The organism is Amycolatopsis pithecellobii (assembly GCF_009707865.1).
GTDB lineage: Bacteria > Actinomycetota > Actinomycetes > Mycobacteriales > Pseudonocardiaceae > Amycolatopsis_E > Amycolatopsis_E pithecellobii.
This window is the reverse complement of record NZ_WMBA01000062.1, coordinates 11634-33812: the sequence shown is the minus strand read 5'-3', so window position 1 is coordinate 33812 and position 22179 is coordinate 11634. Positions and strand designations below refer to the sequence as shown.

At 66.3% G+C, this 22179-nt stretch carries 18 protein-coding genes; 8 read left to right on the top strand and 10 right to left on the bottom strand.

All coding sequences use genetic code 11. The annotated features are described in order from the left end of the window. Positions 1 to 12 precede the first annotated feature (12 nt). Together GKO32_RS30135 and GKO32_RS30130 are read left to right on the top strand one after the other, a co-directional pair. Entirely contained in the window at positions 13 to 840 is an 828-nt protein-coding gene (locus GKO32_RS30135; protein ID WP_154760294.1) for an SDR family oxidoreductase, read from the top strand. 23 nt (positions 841 to 863) lie between these two features. Further along, positions 864 to 1874: an alpha/beta fold hydrolase gene (locus GKO32_RS30130; RefSeq protein ID WP_246244940.1), complete on the top strand. Its 1011-nt coding sequence runs from the start codon at positions 864 to 866 to the stop codon at positions 1872 to 1874. A gap of 53 nt (positions 1875 to 1927) precedes the next feature. Here GKO32_RS30130 and GKO32_RS30125 read toward each other — a convergent pair whose 3' ends face one another. From GKO32_RS30125 to GKO32_RS30115, 3 genes are all read right to left on the bottom strand, one after another. Further along, positions 1928 to 3139 carry an acyl-CoA dehydrogenase family protein gene (locus GKO32_RS30125; RefSeq protein WP_312868791.1) on the bottom strand — a complete coding sequence of 404 codons (1212 nt, stop codon included), beginning with the start codon at positions 3137 to 3139 and terminating at the stop codon, positions 1928 to 1930. A 12-nt stretch (positions 3140 to 3151) separates the two neighbouring features. Further along, on the bottom strand, positions 3152 to 4450 hold the full coding sequence (locus GKO32_RS30120) for an acyl-CoA dehydrogenase family protein (protein WP_154760309.1): 1299 nt from the start codon (positions 4448 to 4450) through the stop codon (positions 3152 to 3154). Positions 4451 to 4527: 77 nt separating this feature from the next. Next, positions 4528 to 5709 (bottom strand): TetR/AcrR family transcriptional regulator, encoded by a 1182-nt coding sequence (locus GKO32_RS30115; RefSeq protein ID WP_154760292.1) that lies wholly within the window; start codon positions 5707 to 5709, stop codon positions 4528 to 4530. Between the two features lie 117 nt (positions 5710 to 5826). Here GKO32_RS30115 and GKO32_RS30110 point away from each other — a divergent pair, with 117 nt between their 5' ends. Both GKO32_RS30110 and GKO32_RS30105 read left to right on the top strand, forming a co-directional pair. Next, positions 5827 to 7038 (top strand): acetyl-CoA C-acetyltransferase, encoded by a 1212-nt coding sequence (locus GKO32_RS30110; protein WP_312868790.1) that lies wholly within the window; start codon positions 5827 to 5829, stop codon positions 7036 to 7038. 2 nt (positions 7039 to 7040) lie between these two features. Beyond that, positions 7041 to 9200, top strand: a complete 2160-nt coding sequence (locus tag GKO32_RS30105; RefSeq protein ID WP_154760290.1) for a 3-hydroxyacyl-CoA dehydrogenase NAD-binding domain-containing protein — start codon at positions 7041 to 7043, stop codon at positions 9198 to 9200. 193 nt (positions 9201 to 9393) lie between these two features. Here GKO32_RS30105 and GKO32_RS30100 read toward each other — a convergent pair whose 3' ends face one another. The 4 genes from GKO32_RS30100 to GKO32_RS30085 form a co-directional block, all read right to left on the bottom strand. Next, on the bottom strand, positions 9394 to 10962 hold the full coding sequence (locus GKO32_RS30100; RefSeq protein WP_154760289.1) for an acetolactate synthase large subunit: 1569 nt from the start codon (positions 10960 to 10962) through the stop codon (positions 9394 to 9396). A gap of 11 nt (positions 10963 to 10973) precedes the next feature. Then, positions 10974 to 12344: an FAD-binding oxidoreductase gene (locus tag GKO32_RS30095; RefSeq protein ID WP_154760308.1), complete on the bottom strand. Its 1371-nt coding sequence runs from the start codon at positions 12342 to 12344 to the stop codon at positions 10974 to 10976. Between the two features lie 615 nt (positions 12345 to 12959). Further along, positions 12960 to 13460: a DUF3830 family protein gene (locus GKO32_RS30090; RefSeq protein ID WP_312868788.1), complete on the bottom strand. Its 501-nt coding sequence runs from the start codon at positions 13458 to 13460 to the stop codon at positions 12960 to 12962. 8 nt (positions 13461 to 13468) lie between these two features. Continuing rightward, positions 13469 to 14725, bottom strand: a complete 1257-nt coding sequence (locus tag GKO32_RS30085) for an aspartate aminotransferase family protein (protein ID WP_154760287.1) — start codon at positions 14723 to 14725, stop codon at positions 13469 to 13471. A 61-nt stretch (positions 14726 to 14786) separates the two neighbouring features. Here GKO32_RS30085 and GKO32_RS30080 point away from each other — a divergent pair, with 61 nt between their 5' ends. Beyond that, on the top strand, positions 14787 to 16280 hold the full coding sequence (locus GKO32_RS30080) for an NAD-dependent succinate-semialdehyde dehydrogenase (RefSeq protein WP_154760286.1): 1494 nt from the start codon (positions 14787 to 14789) through the stop codon (positions 16278 to 16280). Further along, a complete protein-coding gene (locus GKO32_RS30075) occupies positions 16277 to 17353 on the top strand; it encodes a tartrate dehydrogenase (protein ID WP_312868787.1) in 1077 nt (358 codons plus the stop codon). Before GKO32_RS30080 ends, GKO32_RS30075 begins: the two co-directional genes overlap by 4 nt. A gap of 100 nt (positions 17354 to 17453) precedes the next feature. Here the strand turns inward: GKO32_RS30075 and GKO32_RS30070 are convergent, their stop codons facing one another. Genes GKO32_RS30070 through GKO32_RS30060 form a run of 3 tightly spaced genes read right to left on the bottom strand, consistent with a single transcriptional unit; the run spans position 17454 to position 19602 of the window. Next, entirely contained in the window at positions 17454 to 18128 is a 675-nt protein-coding gene (locus GKO32_RS30070; protein WP_154760285.1) for a GntR family transcriptional regulator, read from the bottom strand. Then, positions 18125 to 18832: a maleate cis-trans isomerase family protein gene (locus tag GKO32_RS30065; protein WP_312868786.1), complete on the bottom strand. Its 708-nt coding sequence runs from the start codon at positions 18830 to 18832 to the stop codon at positions 18125 to 18127. Before GKO32_RS30065 ends, GKO32_RS30070 begins: the two co-directional genes overlap by 4 nt. Before the next feature lie 29 nt (positions 18833 to 18861). Further along, positions 18862 to 19602, bottom strand: a complete 741-nt coding sequence (locus GKO32_RS30060; RefSeq protein WP_154760283.1) for a maleate cis-trans isomerase family protein — start codon at positions 19600 to 19602, stop codon at positions 18862 to 18864. Positions 19603 to 19755: 153 nt separating this feature from the next. Here GKO32_RS30060 and GKO32_RS30055 point away from each other — a divergent pair, with 153 nt between their 5' ends. Continuing rightward, a complete protein-coding gene (locus GKO32_RS30055) occupies positions 19756 to 20673 on the top strand; it encodes a D-2-hydroxyacid dehydrogenase (RefSeq protein ID WP_154760307.1) in 918 nt (305 codons plus the stop codon). An 84-nt stretch (positions 20674 to 20757) separates the two neighbouring features. After that, positions 20758 to 22155 (top strand): amidase, encoded by a 1398-nt coding sequence (locus GKO32_RS30050; protein WP_154760282.1) that lies wholly within the window; start codon positions 20758 to 20760, stop codon positions 22153 to 22155. Positions 22156 to 22179: the final 24 nt, after the last annotated feature.

Below are 22179 nucleotides of genomic sequence, written 5' to 3'. Positions count from 1 at the left end.
CAGGATGGTGTCATGGCAAAGGAGCTGCGAGGCAAGGTCGTCGTGATCACCGGCGGTGCCCAGGGAATCGGCGCCACCACGGCGGCGGCGCTGGCACGCCACGGTGCGCGCGTCGCGATCGGTGACATCGACCAGGTGCTGGCCGAGAGAACGGCTGTGGAAGTCGGCGGGGACGCGATCGCCCTGCCGCTCGACGTCACGGACGCGAAGGCGTTCGCCGGTTTTCTCGACGAGGTCGAGCGGCGGCTCGGGCCCATCGACGTACTGATCAACAACGCCGGCGTCATGCTGCTCGGGCCGTTCGAGGACGAGGACGACGCGGCGACAACGCGGCAGCTGGAGATCAACTTGCACGCGGTCATCCACGGCACACGGGAGGCCGTGAAGCGGATGCGGCCGCGTGCCGCCGGGCATATCGTGAACGTGGCGTCGATGGCGGGCAAGGCTGGTTTTCCTGGCGCTGCAACGTATTGCGCGACGAAACATGCGGTGGTCGGACTGTCCGAGGCGGTACGGCTGGAGCTGCGTGGGTCCGGTGTGGACATTTCGTGTGTGATGCCGGCGGTGGTGCGCACCCATCTCGCCGACGGTGTGCTGGAGACGAAGATCTTCAAGTCGCTGCGGCCGGAGGATGTCGCGAAGGCGATCGTGGAAGTGTTGCGGGAGCCCAAGTTCGACGTGTTCGTGCCGAAGTCGCTCGAAGTCACCGGACGGATCGGGCGGCTCGTGCCGCGGTCGGTGTCGGAATGGTTCGTTCGCGCGGTAGGGGCGGACAAGGTGTTCGCGCAAGCGCGTTCGACGGCGCGCGCCGAGTACGAGACGAGGGTGCGGCGTTCTTGAGTGTTTCGTTGTCACCCGTGAGCCTGGCTGCTGCGGCGGCGAATGTGGTCGGCAAGGTTCGTGGCGGGCTCGCCGATCTGCGGTCGATGCCGCGCACGCTGATCGATCAGGGGCCGAACCGGTCGGTGTACCGGTTCCATGGCGAGTCGTCGGGTCCGCCGGTGTTGCTGGTGCCGCCTCTGGCCGCGCCGGCGCTGTGTTTCGACCTGCGGCGCGGGTGCAGCCTGGTTGAGCATCTGGTCGAGCAGGGGCGGCGCACGTATCTCGTCGACTACGGCGCGGTCGCGTTCTCCGACCGGCGGCTGGGGATGGAACACTGGATCGACGAGGTGCTGCCGCGGACGATCCGGAAAGTGAGCGAGGATGCGGGCGGGCAGGAGGTGCAGGTCATTGCCTGGTGCCTCGGTGGTCTGTTCTCGCTGCTGACCGCGGCGGACAAACCTGAGCTGCCGATCTCGTCGATCGTGACGGTGGCGTCGCCGGTGGATTTCACCGCGATCCCTTTGATGGCCCCGTTCCGTCCGCTGATCGAGATCACCGGTGGGTATCTGCTGACCCCGTTCTACCGGCTACTGGGCGGTGCACCGTCCTATGTGGTCGGTCGCGTGTTCTGGGCGGCGGGGATCGAGAAGGAGATCACGAAGCCGCTGGCGATCCTGCGGAATCTCGATGACCGGGACTACCTGGCGCAACTCGAGGCGGTGGACCGTTTCATGGGGCAGATGATGGCTTACCCCGGCCGCACGTTCGGGCAGCTGTACCACCGGCTTTTCCGCGCGAACGACCTGGCTGACGGTGCGCTCGATCTCGGCGGCCGGGTCGTGTCGTTATCGGGCGTGCGGGTACCGGTGCTGATCGTCGCGGGCGAAGCCGACACCATCGCCCCACGCCGCGCGGTCGAACGCCTGACCGGTTTGCTGCCGTCCTCGCCGAAGGTGGATTTCCACCTGGCCCCGGGCGGTCACCTGGGTGTCCTGACCGGCCGCCACGCGCGGACGACGACTTGGCCCCTTATCGACACTTTCCTGGGGTGAGTGGGCGGTCCCGCTGCGACCTGGCGACCGGGCGGATTCGGTTCCCGCACAGGCTATTTCAGCTCGGCTGACGTCTTCCCCAGCACCCGACGCGCCACAATGAGCTGCTGGATCTGTTGCGTCCCCTCGAAAATGTCCAGGATCTTCGAGTCGCGGGCCCACTTTTCCAGCAGTGAGTCCTCCGAGTACCCGAACGCGCCGGCCAGTTCGACGCACTTCAACGTGATGTCCACAACGGACCGTCCGGCTTTGGCCTTCGCCATGGAAGCCTGGAGTGAGTTCGGCTTCCGGTTGTCGGCCATCCACGCCGATTCCAGTGTCAGCAGGTAAGCCGCCTCGTAGTCGGCTTCCAGGTCCAGATAGGTGGCAGCTGCCGCGTGCTGGGTGTTCGCAGGCTTGTCGTAGTCCACCACCACGCCCGCCTCGCTCAGGATCCGTGCGGTTTCCTCCAGCGCCGCCCGGGCCACGCCGATGGCCATCGCCGCCACCAGTGGCCGGGTGTTGTCGAAGGTCTGCATGACCCCCGCGAAACCGTTCTTGGTGTCCACCTCCGGGGAACCCAGCAAGTTTTCCTTCGGCACCCGGCAATTGTCGAACCGCAGCACCGCCGTGTCCGACGCACGAATGCCCAGCTTGTGTTCCAGTCGGACGACCTCGAAACCCGGCGTTCCCTTTTCCACCACAAAGGACTTGATCGCCGCGCGCCCGGCCGATCTGTCCAAAGTGGCCCAGACGACCACCGCGTCGGCGCGCTGGCCCGAGGTCACGAAGATCTTCTCTCCATTGAGGACATACGAATCACCGTCCTCGACCGCGGTCGTGGTGATCGCCGCCGAGTCGGAACCGCAGTCGGGCTCCGTGATGGCCATCGCCGCCCACAACTTCCCGAACCGTGCCAGCTGTTCGTCGTTCGCGACTGACGCGATCGCCGCGTTGCCAAGGCCCTGCCGCGGCATCGACAGGAGCAAAGCCACGTCACCCCAGCACATTTCGATCGTGCCGAGCACCGTGCTCAGGTTCCGGCCATTGCGATTGCCGGAAGAGTCTTCTGTGGAAGATTCTCGCCGGACACCGGCCGCGCCCGCGCCGCCCTCGCCGGACGAGTTCAGCCCGTCCAGCACGGCGGCGAACATGTCCAGTTCCTTCGGATACGCGTGCTCGGCGCGGTCGTACTTGCGCGAGATCGGCCGCAGCACCTGTGACGCCGCCTGATACGCCTGGTTGATCAGCGCGCCGGCCTTCTTCGGTGGTTCGAGGTTGATCACGGCAAACCCTTTCTAGAGAAGGACGACACCCTCGGCGATGCCGATCGCACGCAGATCGCGGTACCACCGCTCGACCGGATGCTCCCTGGTGAACCCGTGCCCGCCCAGTAGTTGTACCCCAGCGCTGCCGATCCGCATTCCCTTGTCCGTGGCCAGTTTCCGGGCCAGCGCGACCTCGCGGGCATAGGGCTTGCCCTGCTCCGCTCGCGCAGCCGCGCGCAAGGTCACCAGGCGCATGCCCTCCAGTTCGATCGCGATATCGGCCACCGAGAACGCCACCGCCTGCCGGTGACTGATGGGCTCGCCGAACGCGGTCCGCTCGTTGACATACGGAATCACGTAGTCCAGCACGGCTTTCGCGGTGCCCGTCGCGAGCGCCGCCCAGCCCAGCCGGGAAAGCCGGACTACGTCGGCGTACATGTCCGGTGAGCCCAGCAACGCACCGGCGGGGACTTTTACCTTGTCCAGCAACAGTTTCCCGGTCGCTGCACCGCGCAGTCCCATCGCGGGCTCCGGCTCGATCGACAGCCCCGCCTCCGACGACTCGACGAGAAAAAGCGCCGGACAGCGTCCTTGTGACCCCTCGAGATCCGCGGACACCACGAACAGTTCGGCCTGCGTTGCGCGTGGCACCAACGATTTCACGCCGTCCAGCTGGTACCCCGACGGCGTGCGGCGGGCGCGTGTCGCCGGCTTGAACGGGTCGAACAACGGCCGCGCCTCGGCCAGCGCGAGGGCCGCGGCCGGCACGTTCTCGCCGACGAAGGCCGGCAGATAGTCGGCCTGCTGCTGCGCGTCGCCCCACAACACCAGCGCGGTGCTCACGGCGGACGGCGCCAGGACCGCCACCGCCAGCCCGAGATCGCCGTGCGCCAGCGCCTCCGCGATCAGCACGTTCGTCACGACGGACCGTTCGGCGCCTGCGCCGCCCAACTCCTCCGGAATACCGATAAGGCTGACGCCGAGTTCAGCCGAACGCGTGAGCAGGCCGTCTGGTGGGGACAGCCTCGCGTCGGCCTCGTCGGCGGCCGGGCGCAGCTGCTCGGCCGCGAACTCCGACACCGTCTCGACGATCATCCGCTGTTCTTCGCTGGGCGTCAGGTCGAACAGGCCCTTGTCGGCGGGCGTTGCGGGCCGTGCCGGTGAGCCGGACGCGCGCTTGCCGGAGAAGGCCCGCGACGCGGCGCCCGCCGCACGGAAACCGTTCTTCGTCGCCGCCCCAACCAGGTTCTGCACCGGGACGCGCAGGCCGGCCCGCTCCAGCGTCCTGCTGCCGGCGAGCTTGGTCAGTGCGGCGAGCCCGGCGCCCATCAAGTCCCGCTTTCGCTGGGGTGTTGCCACGTCGCGCTCCTTCGAACCATTACCTACTCGCCAGTAGGTTAACATGGTCACCCGAGATCGAGCACGGTACTGAGCAAGTTCTCCAGCTCGGCGGTGAGATTCCGGCGTGAGCTGATCCGCCGGGTGCGGACGAAATCATTCGCGATCGTCAGCGCCGCATGCACGGTGATCTTGGCTTCACGCTGCAGCAACGCGGGCTGCAGGGCGCACAGCAAATTCACCCAGCGTGCGACGTATTCGCGCTGGACGCGGAGTAGCTCCGCACGCTCCGCGTCGTCGAGATTCACCCCGTCGGTTGAGAACAACACGGCCAGCTCGCCCGGCCCAGTGAGGACCCGAACATACGAGGACACCAAGCGCCGCAACGCTTCCCGTTCGTCTGAGCTGCTGCGGGCGATCTCTTCGGCGGCGAACACGAGCCGGTCGTTGGCACGGCGGGCGATCGCGTAGATCAGGCTCGCCTTGCTGGGGAAATGCCGGTACACGCTCGGGCCGGCGATACCGGCGGCGGCCCCGATGTCCTCCATGCTGACGTCGTGAAAACCCCGCTGGCGGAACAGTTCCGTCGCCGCCGACAGCACCTGCTCGCGCCGTGAAGGGGTACCGACACCGAGCGTCCTGACGGGCTGGGGCAGCTCCGTCACGAGTGGCAGGTCCGCGCTGAGCACCCGCTTGGCCAACGCGGTGAGTAGCTCCACGAAACGACGTTTGCCCACTGTCGTGTGGTGCACGGACACGCTGCCGAACACGCTGAGTGCGGCCCAGCACAACAGCTCGGCGTCCTCGGCGTCGAGCTGTGGCCGCACCTCGAGCAGGACCTTCGCCCACGCGGTGAGAATTGCCGAGGACCGCTTGCCGACTTCGCGCTGGTCCTGCGGAGCGAGATGCCGGCCCTCCCAGCGCCACAGTGCCGCGATCTCCCGGCGTTCGACCGTGGCCGCGGCGACCCGGGCCAGAAGCTGGTCGACCTGCTCGCCGACCGGCTTCTCCAGCGTGGCCAGCGCGGCCGTGGTCTCGACTTCCATATCGCGTACGGCGGACAGCAGCACGTACGAGAGCACGGCCTGTTTGTCCGCGAAGTGGCGGTACAGCGCCGGGCCGGTGATGCCGGCCTCCGCGGCGATGTCGTTGATGCCGACCCCGTGGTACCCGCGGGCGCGGAACAGCTCGGCCGCGATTGCGGCCAGCTGGTTCCTCCGGTCGCCGTGGCGGCTTCGATGCTGCTGCATGGTGAGACCACTGTAGCGCGCTCACATCACCCCGCAAACGGTTGACACCTGCGGTTATGGGGGCAGTATGTTAGTGGCAATTAGCCAATTAGCTTGGACCAGGGAAAGGCCGTCGGTGTGAGCAACGAGGCATACATCTACGAGGCGATCCGCACGCCTCGTGGCAGGAACAAGGGCGGGTCCCTGCACGGGACCAAACCGATCGACCTCGTGGTCGGTCTGATCGAGGAGCTCAAGGCGCGCCATCCCGGGCTGGATCCGGCGAGGATCGATGACATCGTGCTGGGCGTCGTGAGCCCGATCGGTGATCAAGGCGGGGACATTGCGCGTGCCGCGGCGATGGCGTCCGGCCTGCCGGACACGGTCGCGGGCGTGCAGCTCAACCGGTTCTGCTCGTCGGGGCTCGAGGCGGTGAACCAGGCCGCGGCACGGGTTCGTTCGGGCTGGGAGAGCTTGATCATCGCGGGCGGCGTGGAGTCGATGTCGCGCGTGCCGATGGGCTCCGACGGCGGTGCGATGTACACCGACCCGGCCACGAACTACGACACTTATTTCGTGCCGCAGGGCATCGGTGCCGACCTGATCGCCACGATCGAAGGCTTTTCACGCGAGGACGTCGACCGGTTCGCGGTCCGCTCGCAAGAGAAGGCCGAGGCAGCGTGGTCGGGTGGGTACTTCGTGAAGTCCGTGGTGCCGGTGAAGGACATCAACGGCGTCACGATCCTCGACCACGACGAGCATCGCCGCCCCGGCACCACGGTGGAGAGCCTGGCGAAGCTCAAGCCGGCGTTCGAGACGATCGGCGAGTTCGGCGGTTTCGACGCGGTGGCGCTGCAGAAGTACCACTCGGTGGAAAAGATCGAGCACGTGCACACCGGCGGAAACTCGTCGGGCATTGTGGACGGTGCCGCGCTGGTGCTCATCGGTGACGAACAGGTCGGCAAGGATCTCGGACTGACGCCGCGGGCGCGGATCGTGTCGGGAGCGATCACCGGTTCCGACCCGACGATCATGCTCACCGGTCCCACACCGGCGACGAAGAAGGTGCTGGCGAAAGCGGGCCTGACCATCGACGACATCGACTTGTTCGAACTGAACGAGGCGTTCGCGTCAGTGGTGTTGAAGTGGATCAAGGACCTGAAACTGCCCGAGGAGAAGGTCAACGTCAACGGTGGCGCGATCGCGATGGGGCACCCACTCGGCGCGACCGGTGCGATGATCCTGGGCACCATGGTCGACGAGCTGGAGCGGCGCCAGGAGCGGCGCGCGCTGCTGTCGCTGTGCGTCGGCGGCGGCATGGGTATCGGCACGATCATCGAGCGGGTGTGAGCATGACCAATACCATCAAGTGGGACAAGGACTCCGACGGTATCGTCGTGCTCACTTTGGACGATCCGAACCAGTCGGCGAACACCATGAACGGTGACTTCCTGGAGTCCCTCGCGCAGACCGTGCAGCGGCTGGAGTCCGAAAAGGACTCGATCACCGGTGTGGTGCTCACGTCGGCGAAGAAGACTTTCTTCGCGGGCGGTGATCTCAACGATCTGATCCAGTTGAGGCCCGAGCACGCCGAGGCGATCACCAACAGCACCAACGAAATGAAGGCGTACCTGCGCCGGCTGGAGACGCTGGGCAAGCCGGTCGTCGCCGCGATCAACGGGGCAGCGCTGGGCGGTGGCCTGGAACTCACCCTGGCCACGCATCACCGGATCGTCGCGGACGTGCCCGGGGTGCAGCTCGGTTTTCCGGAGGTCACGCTCGGTTTGCTGCCTGGCGGTGGCGGTGTCGTCCGGACGGTGCGGCTGGTGGGCATCCAGAACGCGGTGCTGAACTGGCTGGCGCAAGGGCAGCGGCACAAGCCCGCCAAGGCGCGGGAACTCGGCCTGGTGCACGAGATCGTGTCTACTGTGGACGAATTGCTGCCGAAGGCCAAGGAATGGATCAAGGCAAATCCTGAGGCCGTGCAGCCGTGGGATGTCAAGGGTTACAAGATTCCCGGTGGTACGCCGTCGAATCCGTCGTTCGCGGCGAACCTGCCCGCATTCCCGGCGAACCTGCGCAAGCAGCTCAAGGGTGCGCCGATGCCCGCGCCGCGGGCGATCCTGGCCGCCGCGGTGGAGGGCGCGCAGGTCGACGTCGAGACCGCCAGCCTGATCGAGACGCGGTACTTCGTCAACCTGGCGATCGGGCAGGTCGCGAAGAACATGACGAAGGCGTTCTTCTTCGATCTGCAGCACATCAATTCCGGTGGCTCGCGGCCTGAGGGTTACGAGAAGTACACGGCGAAAAAGGTCGGTGTACTCGGGGCCGGCATGATGGGTGCCGCGATCGCATATGTTTCGGCCAAGGCCGGGATCGACGTCGTGCTCAAGGACGTCTCGCAGGAGGCGGCGGACAAGGGCAAGGGCTACGCGGTCAAGCTCGAGGAGAAAGCGCTTTCCCGGGGCAAGACCACGAAGGAGAAGTCGGACGCGTTGCTGGCGCGTATCAAACCGACGGCCAATCCGGCGGACTTCGCTGGCGTGGATTTCGTGATCGAGGCGGTGTTCGAGAGCCAGGAGCTCAAGCACAAGGTTTTCGGTGAAATCGAAGAGATTGTGAATCCGGACGCCGTGCTCGGCTCGAATACGTCGACCCTGCCTATTACGGGACTCGCGCAGGGCGTGCGGCGGCAGGAAGATTTCATCGGCATCCATTTCTTCTCGCCGGTGGACAAGATGCCGCTGGTGGAGATCATCCGCGGGGAGAAGACTTCGGATGCCACCCTGGCCAAGGTCTTCGACTACACTTTGCAAATCAAGAAGACGCCGATTGTCGTGCATGACAGTCGCGGTTTCTTCACGTCGCGGGTTATCGGCACGTTCCTGAATGAGGCGGTCGCTGCGGTCGGTGAAGGTGTCGAACCGGCTTCGGTCGAGCAAGCCGGTTCGCAGGCCGGTTATCCGGCGCCGCCGCTCCAGTTGATGGACGAGTTGACCTTGACGCTGCCGCGAAAGATCCGGCAGGAAACCCGTGCCGCCGTTGAGGCTGCGGGTGGCACCTGGATTGCGCACCCGTCGGAAGCCGTCGTCGACCGGATGCTCGACGAATTCGACCGCAAGGGCCGCTCCACGGGTGCCGGTTTCTACGAATACGCTGACGGGAAGCGGGCCCGTTTGTGGCCGGGGTTGCGGGAGGCGTTCAACTCGGGGAGCGGGCAGGTACCGTTCAAGGATTTGCAGGAACGGATGCTTTTCGCCGAAGCACTCGAGACGGTAAAATGTCTCGATGAGGGCGTACTGACCTCCGTTCAGGACGCGAACATCGGCTCGATCTTCGGTATCGGTTTCCCAGCGTGGACCGGCGGAGTCGTCCAATATATGAACCAGTACGAGGGTGGACTGGCAGGTTTCGTCGCCCGGGCCCGAGACTTGGCCGAGCGTTATGGTGACCGTTTCCAGCCACCGGAGTCCCTGGTGAAAAAGGCGGAAAACGGCGAAATTTTCGAATAAGCCGGGGGTAGAGGCGCCCTTCCACGGGGGGAAGGGCGCCTCTTTCTTTTGGGGGATGGGGAGAAACTTCAATCCGCCGCCGTGCAGCAAAAGGCGACCTGCCTCGCCGGCGGGCTGGCTCCGGGATGACTGGCCCAACGGGACGTCACCTTGTCGAGGTGGTCGAGTTGGGTGGCTTCTCAAGCCCTCTTCGCTACAGCAGCGAGGGGATTGCTGCGTCGATGAGGTGGGGACCTGGTTCCCTTATGGCGGCTTGGAATTGTTCCGCCAGTTCTTCGGCGGTGGTGGCCTTCGTTGCGGGGACGCCCATGCCTTCGGCGATTTTCACGAAGTCGATGTCGGGCCGGGCAAGGTCGAGTAGTTCGTTTGCCTTGGGGCCGTTGGGTTCTGCGCCGACTCGTTGCAGTTCCATTCGCAGGATGGCGTATGCCCGGTTGTTCAGCACAACCGTGGTGACGTTGAGGTTTTCCCGCGCCTGTGTCCAGAGTGCCGAGATCGTGTACAGCGCGCTGCCGTCCGCCTGTAGTGCGATCACCGGCCGGTCCGGGGCGGCGATGGCGGCACCGGTGGCGACGGGCAGGCCCTGTCCGATCGCGCCGCCCGTCAAGGTGAGTACGTCGTGCCGTGGGGCGCCTGCGGTTGCGGTCGGCAACAACAATCCGGAAGTGTTGGCCTCGTCGGAAATGATGGCGTTTTCGGGCAATAGTGCGCCGATCACGTCGACCCAGTTTTGCGGGGTGAGCGGACCGTTCGGCAGCGTGGGCCGGGCCGCTTCGTGCAGTACCGGCTCGACATCGGGTGCGATTTCGTCCGCGAGTGCTTCGAGTGCACCGACGATATCGTGGTCGAGTTCCGCGAGCGTGTGCACCTGCGCGCCTTCGGGCGCGAGATCGCTGGGTTTGCCAGGGTAAGCGAAAAACGAGACCGGGGTCTTCGCGCCCACCAGGACCAAGTGTTTCGTGCCTGCCAGCTGATAGGAAGCTTGCTCGGCAAGGTAACCAAGCCGTTCGAAGTTCGGCAGCCCCGCACCGCGTGTCAACCTCGCGGGAAAAGTTTCCAGGAACGGCTTCGCACCCGTCGCACTCGCGATACGGCTGGCCGCGCGCAAACCCGCTTCACCACAAGCAGGACCGCCGATCAGCAGCGCGACCTGCTCTCCCGAACGCAACACCTCGGCAATCGACGTTACCGCCGCGGGGGAAACGGCATGCGGTTTACGCGGCGGGATCGGCCCGACCACCGTCCCACCATCGCCCCACGAAATGTCGGCGGGCAGGACGAGCGTGGCCACGCGGCCGGGCGGGTCCATCGACGCGGCAACAGCCGCAGCCGCATCCGCGCCCACATCCGCGGCGCTGTCGGATTCCCGCGTCCAACCCTGCAGCCAACCCGTCAGTGCCGGGATGTCCGACTCGAGGGGTGCGTCGTATTTCTTGTGGTAGGTGGCGTGATCGCCGACGATGTTGACGATCGGTGTGTGCGCACGACGGGCGTTGTGCAGGTTTGCCAAGCCATTCCCCAGCCCCGGCCCCAGATGCAACAGCGTCGCCGCCGGCTTTCCCGCGATACGAGCATAACCGTCGGCAGCACCGGTCACGACACCTTCGAACAAGCAGAGCACGCCACGCATTTCACGTCCACCGGAGGCATCAACGCTGTCGAGCGCGGCGACGAAATGCATTTCCGACGTGCCGGGATTCGAGAAGCACACCTCCACCCCGGAGTCGACGAGCGTACGGATCAGGGACTGCGCGCCGTTCATGGTGCTCCTCATCAAAAAAGGACGCCGGGATTGAGTATGTCGGTGGGATCGAAAGCTTGCTTGATGCGCCGCATGAGCGCCAGCTTCGCGGGATCTTCCAGGTCGACGAAGTGCTGCCGCTTCGCCTGCCCGATACCGTGTTCACCGGAAATCGCGCCACCGCACGCTATGCCGGCGGCGAAGATGTCGTGCAACAACCGGTGCCGCTTGTCCGGGTCCTTGCAGAAGATCGCCAGATGCACGTTCCCGTCACCGGCGTGCCCGCAACCCACCGCGCCGGCCTCGGCGGCCAGCGCCAATTCCCGTGCCTTGGCGAGGAAACCCGGCATCTCCGAACGCGGCACGACGACGTCGATCACATCGTCGGCACCCGCCGCCTTCGCGGTCCAGAAAGCCTTTTCTCGCGCCTCGATGAGTTTCCTGGCCGAGCCGCCGTCAAGAACATAGACATCAGTGGCCCCGAGTTCGGCGAGTAGTTCCCCGGCACGCCCGGCATCGCCATCGAGCCGGTCACCGTCCCGGTTTTCCAATCCCACCACGAGATAGGCCTGCGTCGCCTGCTGGATCTCTTCTGGCACACCAAGAGACAGCTGTTCGTGGTAGGTGATCGCCGCCATCGTCAGATTGTCGATGTACTCGAGGATGTTCGGCGCCAGCCCGCTCGCCAAGAGCACCGGAACGGCTTCCATGACCTGCGTCAGGTCCCCGAATGGAGCGAGCAGCGTCGCGCTGTGCGCGAGCCGTGGGTAGAGCTTGACGATCACCTCGGTGGCGAGCGCGAGCGTGCCTTCCGAGCCGATGATCAGCTGAGTGAGGTCGTAGCCCGTGGAGACCTTCGACGTCTTGCCACCGGTGCGGATGATCTCGCCAGTCGGCAGAACCGCTTGCAGGCCAAGGATATTGTGGCGGGTGACGCCATACTTCACGGCCCGCATGCCGCCCGCGTTGGTGCCGACGTTGCCACCGATACTCGCGCTCAGCTCGCCGGGGTACACCGTGTACGCCAAGCCCACGGCGGATGTTTTCGCGTCCAGTTCCGCGAGCGTCACGCCGGGTTGCACGACCGCGACCTGGTTCGCGGTGTCGACCTCGAGCACCGCGTTCATCCGCTCGAACGAGATGACCAGCCCGTCCGCGCGAGGCCGTGCCCCGCCGGACAAACCGCTGCCGGAACCGCGCGCCGTTACGGGAACGTCGTGCTCGGCTGCCGCGACCAGCAACGCCGCAACCTCTTCGGCGGTGGCAGGTTTGGCCACGTGAGCCGGTTTGCGCGGGTCGCACGTGAGCGACTCGTCGTGCGCGTAGTCCTCGCTGACCTGGTCGCCTGTCAGCAGGTTGCGATCGCCGACGATCCCGGCGAACCGTGCCGCGGCGTCCTCCATGACGTGCACCCGCCTCTCCCGAACCACACTGCCGTTTGTCGCAGCGTAGTACGGCGCCGGTGACGGATGCCCGGGGAGCGAGCCGGCCTGCCTCGCGAGCATGCCGGCAAATACGCGCGGGGCCGGTCCGCGCCAATTCGTCCCGGCCCCGCAGTCAGGCTATTCGCGGATCAGACCAGCCAGCCGAGGAAATGCGCCAGGTGTGCCACGGCGCCGGTGAGAATGTCGTGGCAGTGGTGGTAGTAGAAGGCGTGCATTGGTGTTGCTCCTTAACGGAATCGATACTTGCGAATGTGCCCTTGCTTTCGAAAGCGAGCACGAGATTTCCACCAATGCCGATCTGTTGTCAACGAGCCTTCGGCGCATCAGCGGTACGCTGCCGCTGGGCGATGAAATCCTTTCAGCTTAGCGGCGTAACACTTTCGTGGATCTTGGTGGGGTTACGCACGGAACACACCCCACGGGCGGTAGTGCCACCCAGATCGGTGACATGCGACGATGGTGATCTTGATGCGACATCCAGGCGCCACGCGGTCCCGAACGAGTGAAAGCGTTGGAGCTATTGGTGATTTGGCTCAGTTCACACGAAGGGGTGACGGACACTCGGCGCCCCCGTCAGTTCGCCCGCGCGAAAGACAGCGTCTCGCCCTCGACCCCACGCAGCCACAGGTCCTGTGCCGCAGCCGCCATTTCGCTGAGGCCTTCGACAATCGTGGCGAAAACGTTGCCCGGAACCCAGCCGGCATCCCCGTTGATCAGCAGATTGTTTCGCCCGTAAAAAATTGCCAGATCGGTCGCGCCCTGATCGCTGTGCGCCTCGCTGGAATCCTCGTAACCGTATGCCGGATTTCCGATCTCCCACGCTTCGAAACCGAAATAAACGACATCGCCCGGAATGGGGGTCACCGTCGGATTTTCGCGACCCGGTTTCGGCTGTGCGAATGGCGGGACCAGCGTGTATACCTCGTTTCGCGCGTATTTCGCGTGATAGGCCGCACCGCTTTGCGGCAGCGCGTTCCAGACTGCCTCGCACGTGCGAGGTGCCTCCCGGTCCAGTAACACGGCCCGGCAGGACACGCCGCGCTTGTCGAGGCTGATAGTGATGTAGCGGGCCACGGTTCTCCTCAGTTCTTGGTGACGGCGGTGACGGTCTCGGCCCAGATGCCGAGCGCATCGTCGATCTGCTCGGCGCTGACCACCAGCGGCGGGATCATCCGGACCACGTTCATGTACGCGCCGCAGGTGAGCATCAGCAGCCCCCGCCGCGCGGCTTCCCGCTGCGCGGCCTGCGCGGTCGGGTTGTCCGGCTTGCCGTCGGCCGTGGTGAACTCCGTGCCGACAAGCAGGCCAAGGCCGCGCACGTCGCCGATTTCCGGGGTCTTGTCACCGATCAGCCTGGCGCCTTCGAGCAATTGCTGTCCGCGTGCCGCCGCGTTGGCGACGAGGCCCTCTTCTTCGATGACGTCCAAAGTGGCCAGTGCCGCGGCGCACGAAACCGCGTTTCCGCCGTAGGTGCCGCCCTGGGAGCCGGGCCACGCCTTGGCCATCAGCTCCTGTGATGCCGCGATGCCCGACAGTGGGAAGCCGCTGGCCAGGCCCTTGGCGATGGTCACGACATCGGGCCGGATGTCGAAGTGGTCGTGGCCCCAGAACTTCCCGGTCCGCCCGAAACCGGTCTGGATCTCGTCGAGGACGAGCAGGATGCCGTGCTCGTCCGCGCGTTCCCGCAATCCCTGCATGAATTCGGTGTTCGCGGGCACGTAGCCGCCTTCGCCCAGAACCGGTTCGACGAAGAACGCGGCGGTTTCGCCGGGCGAGCTGATGGTGGCGAACAGGTAGTCCAGCTCGCGCAGACAGAACTTCGTCGCGGTCTGCTCGTCCCACCCGTAGTGGTAGGCGTACGGGAACGGCGCGACGTGCACGCCCGCCATGAGCGGCGAGAAGCCCGCGCTGAACCGGGTGCCCGACGTCGTCATGGTCGCGGCGGCGACGGTCCGGCCGTGGAACCCGCCCTGGAAGACGATCACGTTCGGCCGTCCGGTCGCCTGCCGGGCAAGGCGAAGCGCGGCTTCGACGGCCTCGCTGCCGGAGTTGGCGAAGAACAGCGAATCGAGGCCGGGAGGCAGCACGTCCCCGAGGCGCTCGACAAGCTTGAGCAGCGGCTGGTGCATGACGGTGGTGTACTGCCCGTGGATGAGCTTGCCGATCTGTTCCTGTGCCGCACGGACGACCTTCGGGTGGCAGTGGCCGGTGCTGGTGACGCCGATGCCGGCGGTGAAGTCGAGATGCCGGTTGCCGTCGACGTCGTACAGGTAGGCGCCTTCGCCGTGGTCGACGACGACCGGAGTGGCTTGCTTGAGCAGAGGGGACAGCTGGGCCATGGAGCTACTCCTCGACGCGGTTTGGGGATGTGGGTTGTAGATTGTTGACAATATCCATAGCATGGCTCCCGACAAGGGCGCAATCGATGCGGAGGCGGACGTGAGCGAGACCAGTGTGGTCGAAGCCGTGCACAAGGAGTTGTTCATCGGCGGAAAGTGGGTGCCTGCCGCCGGAGGGAGGACGCTCGCCGTCGAAGATCCGGCCACCGCGACCAAGCTGTGCGAGGTCGCCGACGCGACACCCGAGGACGGTAAAGCGGCACTCGACGCGGCCGTTGCCGCACAGGCCGACTGGGGACGCACCGCGCCGCGCGAGCGCAGTGAAATCCTGCGCCGCGCCTACGAGCTCCTCAACGCCCGGGTCGAGGACCTCGGCCTGTTGATGACGCTGGAAATGGGCAAGCCGCTGGCCGAGGCGAAGGGTGAAATCGCTTACGCCGCCGAGTTCTTCCGCTGGTTTTCCGAAGAGGCTGTGCGGATCGACGGCGGGTACCAGGTCGCGCCCAACGGCAGCGGCCGGTTCCTCGTCACGAAGCAGCCGGTCGGGCCGACCTTGCTGATCACACCGTGGAACTTCCCGATGGCGATGGGTGGGCGCAAGATCGGTCCCGCGATCGCCGCCGGCTGCACGATGGTGATCAAGCCGGCCGAGCAGACCCCGCTGTCGATGCTCGCGCTCGCCGAGATCCTCACCGAGGCGGGGCTGCCCGCCGGGGTGCTCAACGTCGTCACCACCTCCGACCCCGGCGGGGTGATGGAGCCCTTGATCCGCGACGGCCGGGCCCGCAAGCTGTCGTTCACCGGGTCCACGGTGGTCGGTCGCAAACTGCTGGAACAGTGTGCGGACAAGGTTTTGCGCACGTCGATGGAGCTCGGGGGCAACGCGCCGTTCGTCGTGTTCGACGACGCTGATCTGGACGCGGCGGTCGACGGCGCGATGCAGGCGAAGATGCGCAACATCGGCGAGGCGTGCACCGCGGCCAACCGGTTCTACGTGCAGCGTGGTGTCGCCGGCGAGTTCGCGCGGCGGCTGACCGAGCGCATGTCCGCGCTGCCGATGGGACGTGGCACCGAACCGGGCGTCGTGGTCGGCCCGCTGATCGACGAAGACGCGGTGCGAAAGGTGACCGAACTGGTGCGGGATGCGACCGAGCGCGGGGCGAAGGTGCTCACCGGTGGGGCCACTGTGGACGGTCCCGGCCACTTCTACCAGGCCACCGTGCTGACCGACGTGCCGGGCGACGCGCGGATGGCCGCCGAGGAGATTTTCGGCCCGGTGGCGCCGATTTCCGTGTTCGACACCGAGGAAGAGGCGGTGACCGCCGCCAACGACACCGAGTACGGCCTCGTCAGCTACGTCTACACGAACGATCTCAAGCGCGCGTTGCGAGTGTCGGAGAACCTGGACGCCGGGATGATCGGGCTCAACCAGGGCATCGTGTCGAACCCAGCCGCGCCGTTCGGTGGCGTGAAACAGTCCGGGCTCGGCCGCGAGGGCGGTGCCGTCGGGATCGACGAATTCCTGGAGATCAAGTACGTGGCGGTCGCCCTGTGAGTGACTACCGCATCGCGAGCATCCCCGGGGACGGCATCGGCGTCGACGTCCAGATCGAGGCTCGCAAGGTACTCGACCGCGCCGCGGGGCAGTACGGATTCAGTCTACAGTGGACAGAATTCGACTGGAGCTGTGAACGGTTCGCCACGTCCGGCACGATGATGCCGGACGACGGGATCGAGCAACTCGCCGGCTTCGACCAGATCCTGCTCGGCGCGGTCGGATTTCTGGGCGTGCCCGACCACGTTTCGTTGTGGGGCCTGCTGATTCCGGTGCGCCGGGCGTTCGCCCAGTACGTGAACCTGCGGCCGGTACGACTGCTGCCCGGCACGACTTCCGTGCTCGCCGGGCGCGGGGCCGAGGAACTGGAAATGGTGATCGTCCGCGAGAATTCCGAGGGCGAGTACTCCACGATCGGCGGCCGTCACGGCTCGGGTGCGGGTGAGTTCGCCGTGCAGGAGTCGGTGTTCACCAGGGTCGGCGTCGAGCGGATCATCCGGTACGCCTTCGAACTGGCGCGAACTCGTTCAGGGAACGTCGTTTCGGCGACCAAGTCGAACGGGATCATCCACACGATGCCGTTCTGGGACGAGATATTCGCCGAGATCGCGGCCGGCTACCCGGATGTCCACAGTGAACAGTGCCATATCGACGCGCTCGCCGCGCGCATGGTGCAGCAGCCGGAACGGATCGATGTCGTGGTGGCGTCGAACCTGTTCGGTGACATCCTGAGCGACCTCGCGGCGGCGGTCACCGGCGGGCTCGGCATGGCGCCTTCGGGCAACATCAACCCCGCCCGCGAGCACCCCTCGATGTTCGAAGCGGTGCACGGCAGCGCGCCGGACATTGCGGGGCAAGGGATTGCGAACCCCGTGGCGCAGATTCTCGCCGGGTCGATGCTGCTCGAGCATCTCGGTGAGCTCGACGCCGCGCGGGCCGTGTCCACGGCGGTCGAAAAGGTACTGGCCGCAGGCGAAGTGGCGACGCCGGACCTCGGCGGCAAGGCGACGACCGCGGAGTTGGGTACCGCGATCGCGGACGCTCTCGGCGGTTACCAATCCGACCGAAAGTAGGCGGACACGGTCCGCAGCCGGTCTGCTTATAGACACCCGCTTCCGCCGTGGCTGCAGTCGGATTGGTAACGAACGGCACAGTAGGGATCAACCAGCCTGCTCACGCGAGCAGGCTGGTTCCCGGTGCGAGGCGGCCCACCGCGTCTTCCATATGGGATTCCAGCAACGGAATCGCGCGGTGGTGCCGGCCCGCGCGGATGGCTGCCGTGAGCTCCCGATGTTCGGTGACCCGTTCCTCGTCCTCGCCGTAGGTCAACCGCAACGCGGACACGCACATCCGCGTCTCGATCAGCAGCGTCCGTGACATCCGCAGGAGCCGCTTGCTGCCGGCCGCCTCCACCAGCACTTCGTGAAAACGGGTGTCGGCGGCGGAAACCGCGTCCCAGTCCTCGATTTCCGTCGCCGCGGCCATTTCGTCCACCACCGCGTCGAGCAGATCCGCCGCCTGGGCCCGTGAATCCCGCTTGAGGATGCGGAGCAGCGCCGCGCGCTCGATCGCGAGGCGTGCCGAGTAGATGTCCTGGACGTCCTCGGGCTCCAGGTCGATCACGAACAGCCCGCGGTGCCGCTCGCTGCGCAGCAACCCTTCCGAGACCAGCCGCTGCATCGCTTCGCGCAGCGGCCCGCGCGACACCTGGAATTGGGCGGCGAGTTCGCTTTCACCGAGCTGAGTGCCGGGCGGCAATGAACCGTTCATGATCGCCTCACGCAGCTGGCGGGCGATGATCGCGGCGGTCGATTCCCGGTTGACCGGCTCGATTTTGGCTATGGTCATCTGAAAAGTGCCCCCAGTGCAGCGGACTCGGGCACTTCGCCCGCCAGGCGCAGACCTTCCCAGATGGTGACCTGGTTGGCCGTCAGTACCGGCTTGCCGAGTCGTTCTTCGATGGTGTTGAGCACATCCAGTGTGCGCATTGCGGTATCAGGGATGAGCACCGCATCGGCGTCCGGATGATCATGGCTGACCGCGAGCTCGATGACGGCGTCCGGCGAGAGCCGGCCCACCTCGGCCGCGGTGTCGATGTCCTCACTGGACATCGCGACGATCTCGATCCCCGCCCTGGACAGGAATTCGACGAACAACTTCGCCACGTCGTCGGGATAGCTCGCCGCCACCGCAACCCGTTTCAACCCCAGCTTTTCCGCCGCCCGCACAAAGGCGAAGGACGTGCTCGACGCCGGTTTGCCCGCGGCGGCAGCGAGTTTCTCGACCTGCTCGTGTGCCCCGTCCCACTGGTACACGAAACTGCCGCTCGTACAGGCCCAGACCACGGCGTCCGGTGTGTGCTCGGCCAGCAGCGCGGCACCGTCGGCGAGCCGCCGCTCGCTGCCCAGGTCGAGCAGCTCGGGTACCGCGTGCAGATCGGTGCCGTAGATGTGGGCGACCGGCAGCGCGTACCGGTCGCCCAGCAACCCTTCGGCGAACGGGTAATCGTCTTCCGCGGCGTGATCCGGGTAGATGAAACCGATCGTCGGCACGTGACCTCCCGTGTAGGTTGTCGACAATCCTACGATACGTCCTTGAGCCATTTTCCGGGACCGACGATGGGCAGCGCCATCCTTTTCAGGCAGGCCCACATGGTCAGCTGGTTCGCGGTCAGCACCGGCTTGCCGAGCGCGGCCTCCAGCGGCTCGATCAGATCGTAGGTCGGCAGGTTCGTGCAGCTGACGAAGATCGCCTCGGCGTCGGGATGGTCGGCGCTGAAAATGCGCTCGGCGATCGTCCGGTAACTGACCTTCCAGATGCCGCCACCGAGCCCGAGATGTTCGCTGGACAGCGTTTCCACGTTCATCTCGGCGAGGAAGTCGTGCAGCTTCCCGGTCAGGTCCGCGTCGTACGGCGTGATCACCGAGACGCGGCGCACGTCCAGCTGGTCCAGCACCTCGGCGAGCGCGCCCGACGTGGTCACCGCCTCCGGGGCGCCGGCGTCACAGATCGCCTTGCACAGCGAACGTTCGTAGTCGATGCCGTTGACGAAGCTGCCCGAGGTGCACAGGTACGCGACCACCTCGGGCTCGACGTGCAGTACGTCGCGTGTCGCGGCAGCCAGGTGCGCGCTGTTGCTGACCAGCTGCGCCATTTCCATGCTGACCGGTACCGGCTCGTACGGGGTGCGGGCGAGGTGCAGTGACACCTCCATCGGTACCCAGCGCCAGAGCTCGCGCTCCAGCGCCAGGTCGAACGGCGCGATGACGCCGATGCCCCGCTGGGCCAGCGGCCCGTCGAAGGCAGGGAAGTCCAGATCCAAGGCTCGGCTCCGAAGGTAACGCTCTGGAAGAAGGCCTCCGGGGTGGACCCTCGGATTGTTGACAATCATACGAGCGGCTCATACCGTGTCAACGTGATCGGGCCGAAGACAACGGTGTTGACCGTGCTATGCGGTGACCAGCGTCCCCCGGACATGGACTCCATCGAATCCGCGGCGGACGTTCGTTACACCGATGAAAAGGGCCTGGCTGAGGCGCTGCGCGGAGCCGACGCGCTGTTCGTCTACGATTTCCTGTCCGGCGCGGTGCCGGCTGCCTGGCATGCCGCCGACCGGATCCGGTGGGTGCACATCGCGAGCGCCGGGGTCGATCCGGTGATGTTCCCCGAGCTGCGGGACAGCGAAGTGATCTTGACCAATTCGCGTGGGGTGTTCGACAGCTCGATCGCCGAGTACGTGCTCGGCGTGGTGATCGCCTTCGCCAAGGATCTGTCACGCTCGCTGGACCTGCAGCGCGAGCGCCGGTGGCAGCACCGGGAAAGCGAACGGGTCGCGGGCCGCCGTGCGCTCGTGGTCGGCACCGGCCCGATCGGGCGGGCGATCGCGCGGCTGTTGCGGGCCGCCGGCATGCCGGTGTCCGGGATGGGCCGAAGGGCCCGCGACGATGACCCGGATTTCGGGACGGTGTACGCCTCCGCCGATCTTGTCCGGGTGCTGCCCGAGTTCGACTACGTGATCGCCGTCGCGCCGCTGACCGAGCAGACCAAGGGACTGTTCGACGGGGCCGCGTTCGCCGCGATGAAGCCGACAGCGCGGTTCGTCAACGTCGGTCGCGGTGAACTGGTCGTGACGAGCGATCTGGTCCAGGCACTGCGGGACGGCCGGATCGCCGGGGCCGCACTGGATGTGTTCGAGACCGAGCCGCTGCCGTCCGACCATCCACTGTGGACATTGCCGAACGTGCTCGTCTCGCCGCACATGTCGGGTGATTTCGCCGGCTGGCGCAACACGCTGGTCGAGGTGTTCGCGGACAACTTCGAACGCTGGCAGACTGACCTGCCGCTTCGTAATGTCGTGGACAAACAGTTGGGCTACGTGCCGTCGGGGCACTGAGGAGGCAGCGGTGAGCCACAATTGCGCAGCCTGCTTGCCGGTGCCGAGCGGGTGCGGGTGTCCCGCAGGATACTGAGGAGCAAGATGAGCACCCTGTTGACGGCGAGTGAGCTCGTCGCTGCTTACTCGACCGGTGAGATCTCGCCGGTCGAGGCGACCGAGGCCGCCTTGCGGGCGATCGAGGAACGGGACGGTGAAGTCAACGCCTTCTGCCTGGTTGACCGTGAGGTCGCGCTGGAAGGCGCGAAAGCGTCGGAAACCCGTTGGCGGGAAGGGAATCCGATCGGCTGGCTCGACGGGGTCCCGACGTCGATCAAGGACATGTTCCTCACCAGCGGCTGGCCCACACTGCGTGGCTCCACCAGCATCGACCGGAATCAGCAGTGGGATGTCGACAGCCCGGTCACCGCGCGGCTGCGCGAAAACGGCCTCGTGCTGCTCGGCAAGACGACCACCCCCGAGCTTGCGTGGAAGGGGGTCACCGACAGTGAACTCACTGGTATCACGCGGAATCCGTGGGACACGTCGCTGACTTCCGGTGGTTCCAGCGGTGGTAGCGCGGCGGCGGTCGCGGCCGGGATGGGTGAGCTGTCGGTCGGCACCGACGGCGGCGGCTCGGTGCGGATCCCGGCGGCGTTCTGCGGCATCGTCGGTCTCAAGCCGACACACGGGCGCATCCCGCTGTACCCGGCGAGCCCGTTCGGCCCGCTTTCGCACGCCGGGCCGATGGCGCGCTCGGTCGACGATGTGGCGTTGCTGCTGGACGTGCTCGCCCTGCCCGATCACCGTGACCCGGCGGCACTTCCGCCGCCGCTGAGTGCCTATCGCGAAGCGGTGCGGCGTGACGTACGCGGTCTCATCGCGGCGTTTTCGCCGACGCTGGGTTACGCGCACGTCGACCCGGAGGTCGCGCAGCTCGTGCGGTCGGCGGTCAACGCGCTCGACGACGCGGGATTGCGGATCGAGGAGTCCGACCCGGGTTTCGCGGACCCGAAGGACGCGTTCGACGTCCTGTGGTCAACCGGCGCGGCGCAGTGGCTCAATACGTTCCCGCCCGGTTCTGAGGACAAAGTGGACCCTGGGCTGCGGCGAGTCTGGGAGCAGGGCAAGACTTTCTCGGCCGCGGACTACCTGGCGGCCACCGCGGAGCGGGCCGCGCTGGGCATCCTGATGGGCGAGTTCCACACCCGGTTCGATGTGCTCATCACGCCGACCGTCGGCATCCCGCCGTTCGAGGCCGGGCACGAGGTACCGCCCGGCAGTGGCATGTCGAGCTGGCCGGAGTGGACGCCGTTCACCTACCCGTTCAACATGACCCAGCAGCCGGCGATCAGCGTGCCGGTCGGGATCACCGAGAGCGGCTGGCCGGTCGGCTTGCAGATCGTCGGCCCGCGGCACTCGGACGACCTGGTGCTGGCCGTGGCGAAGCTGGTGGAGGAGATCCGCCCGGTCCGGCTGAGCAGGCTCGCCCTGGGCGGCTAGCCGGGTAGGTACCTGATTTGGTAC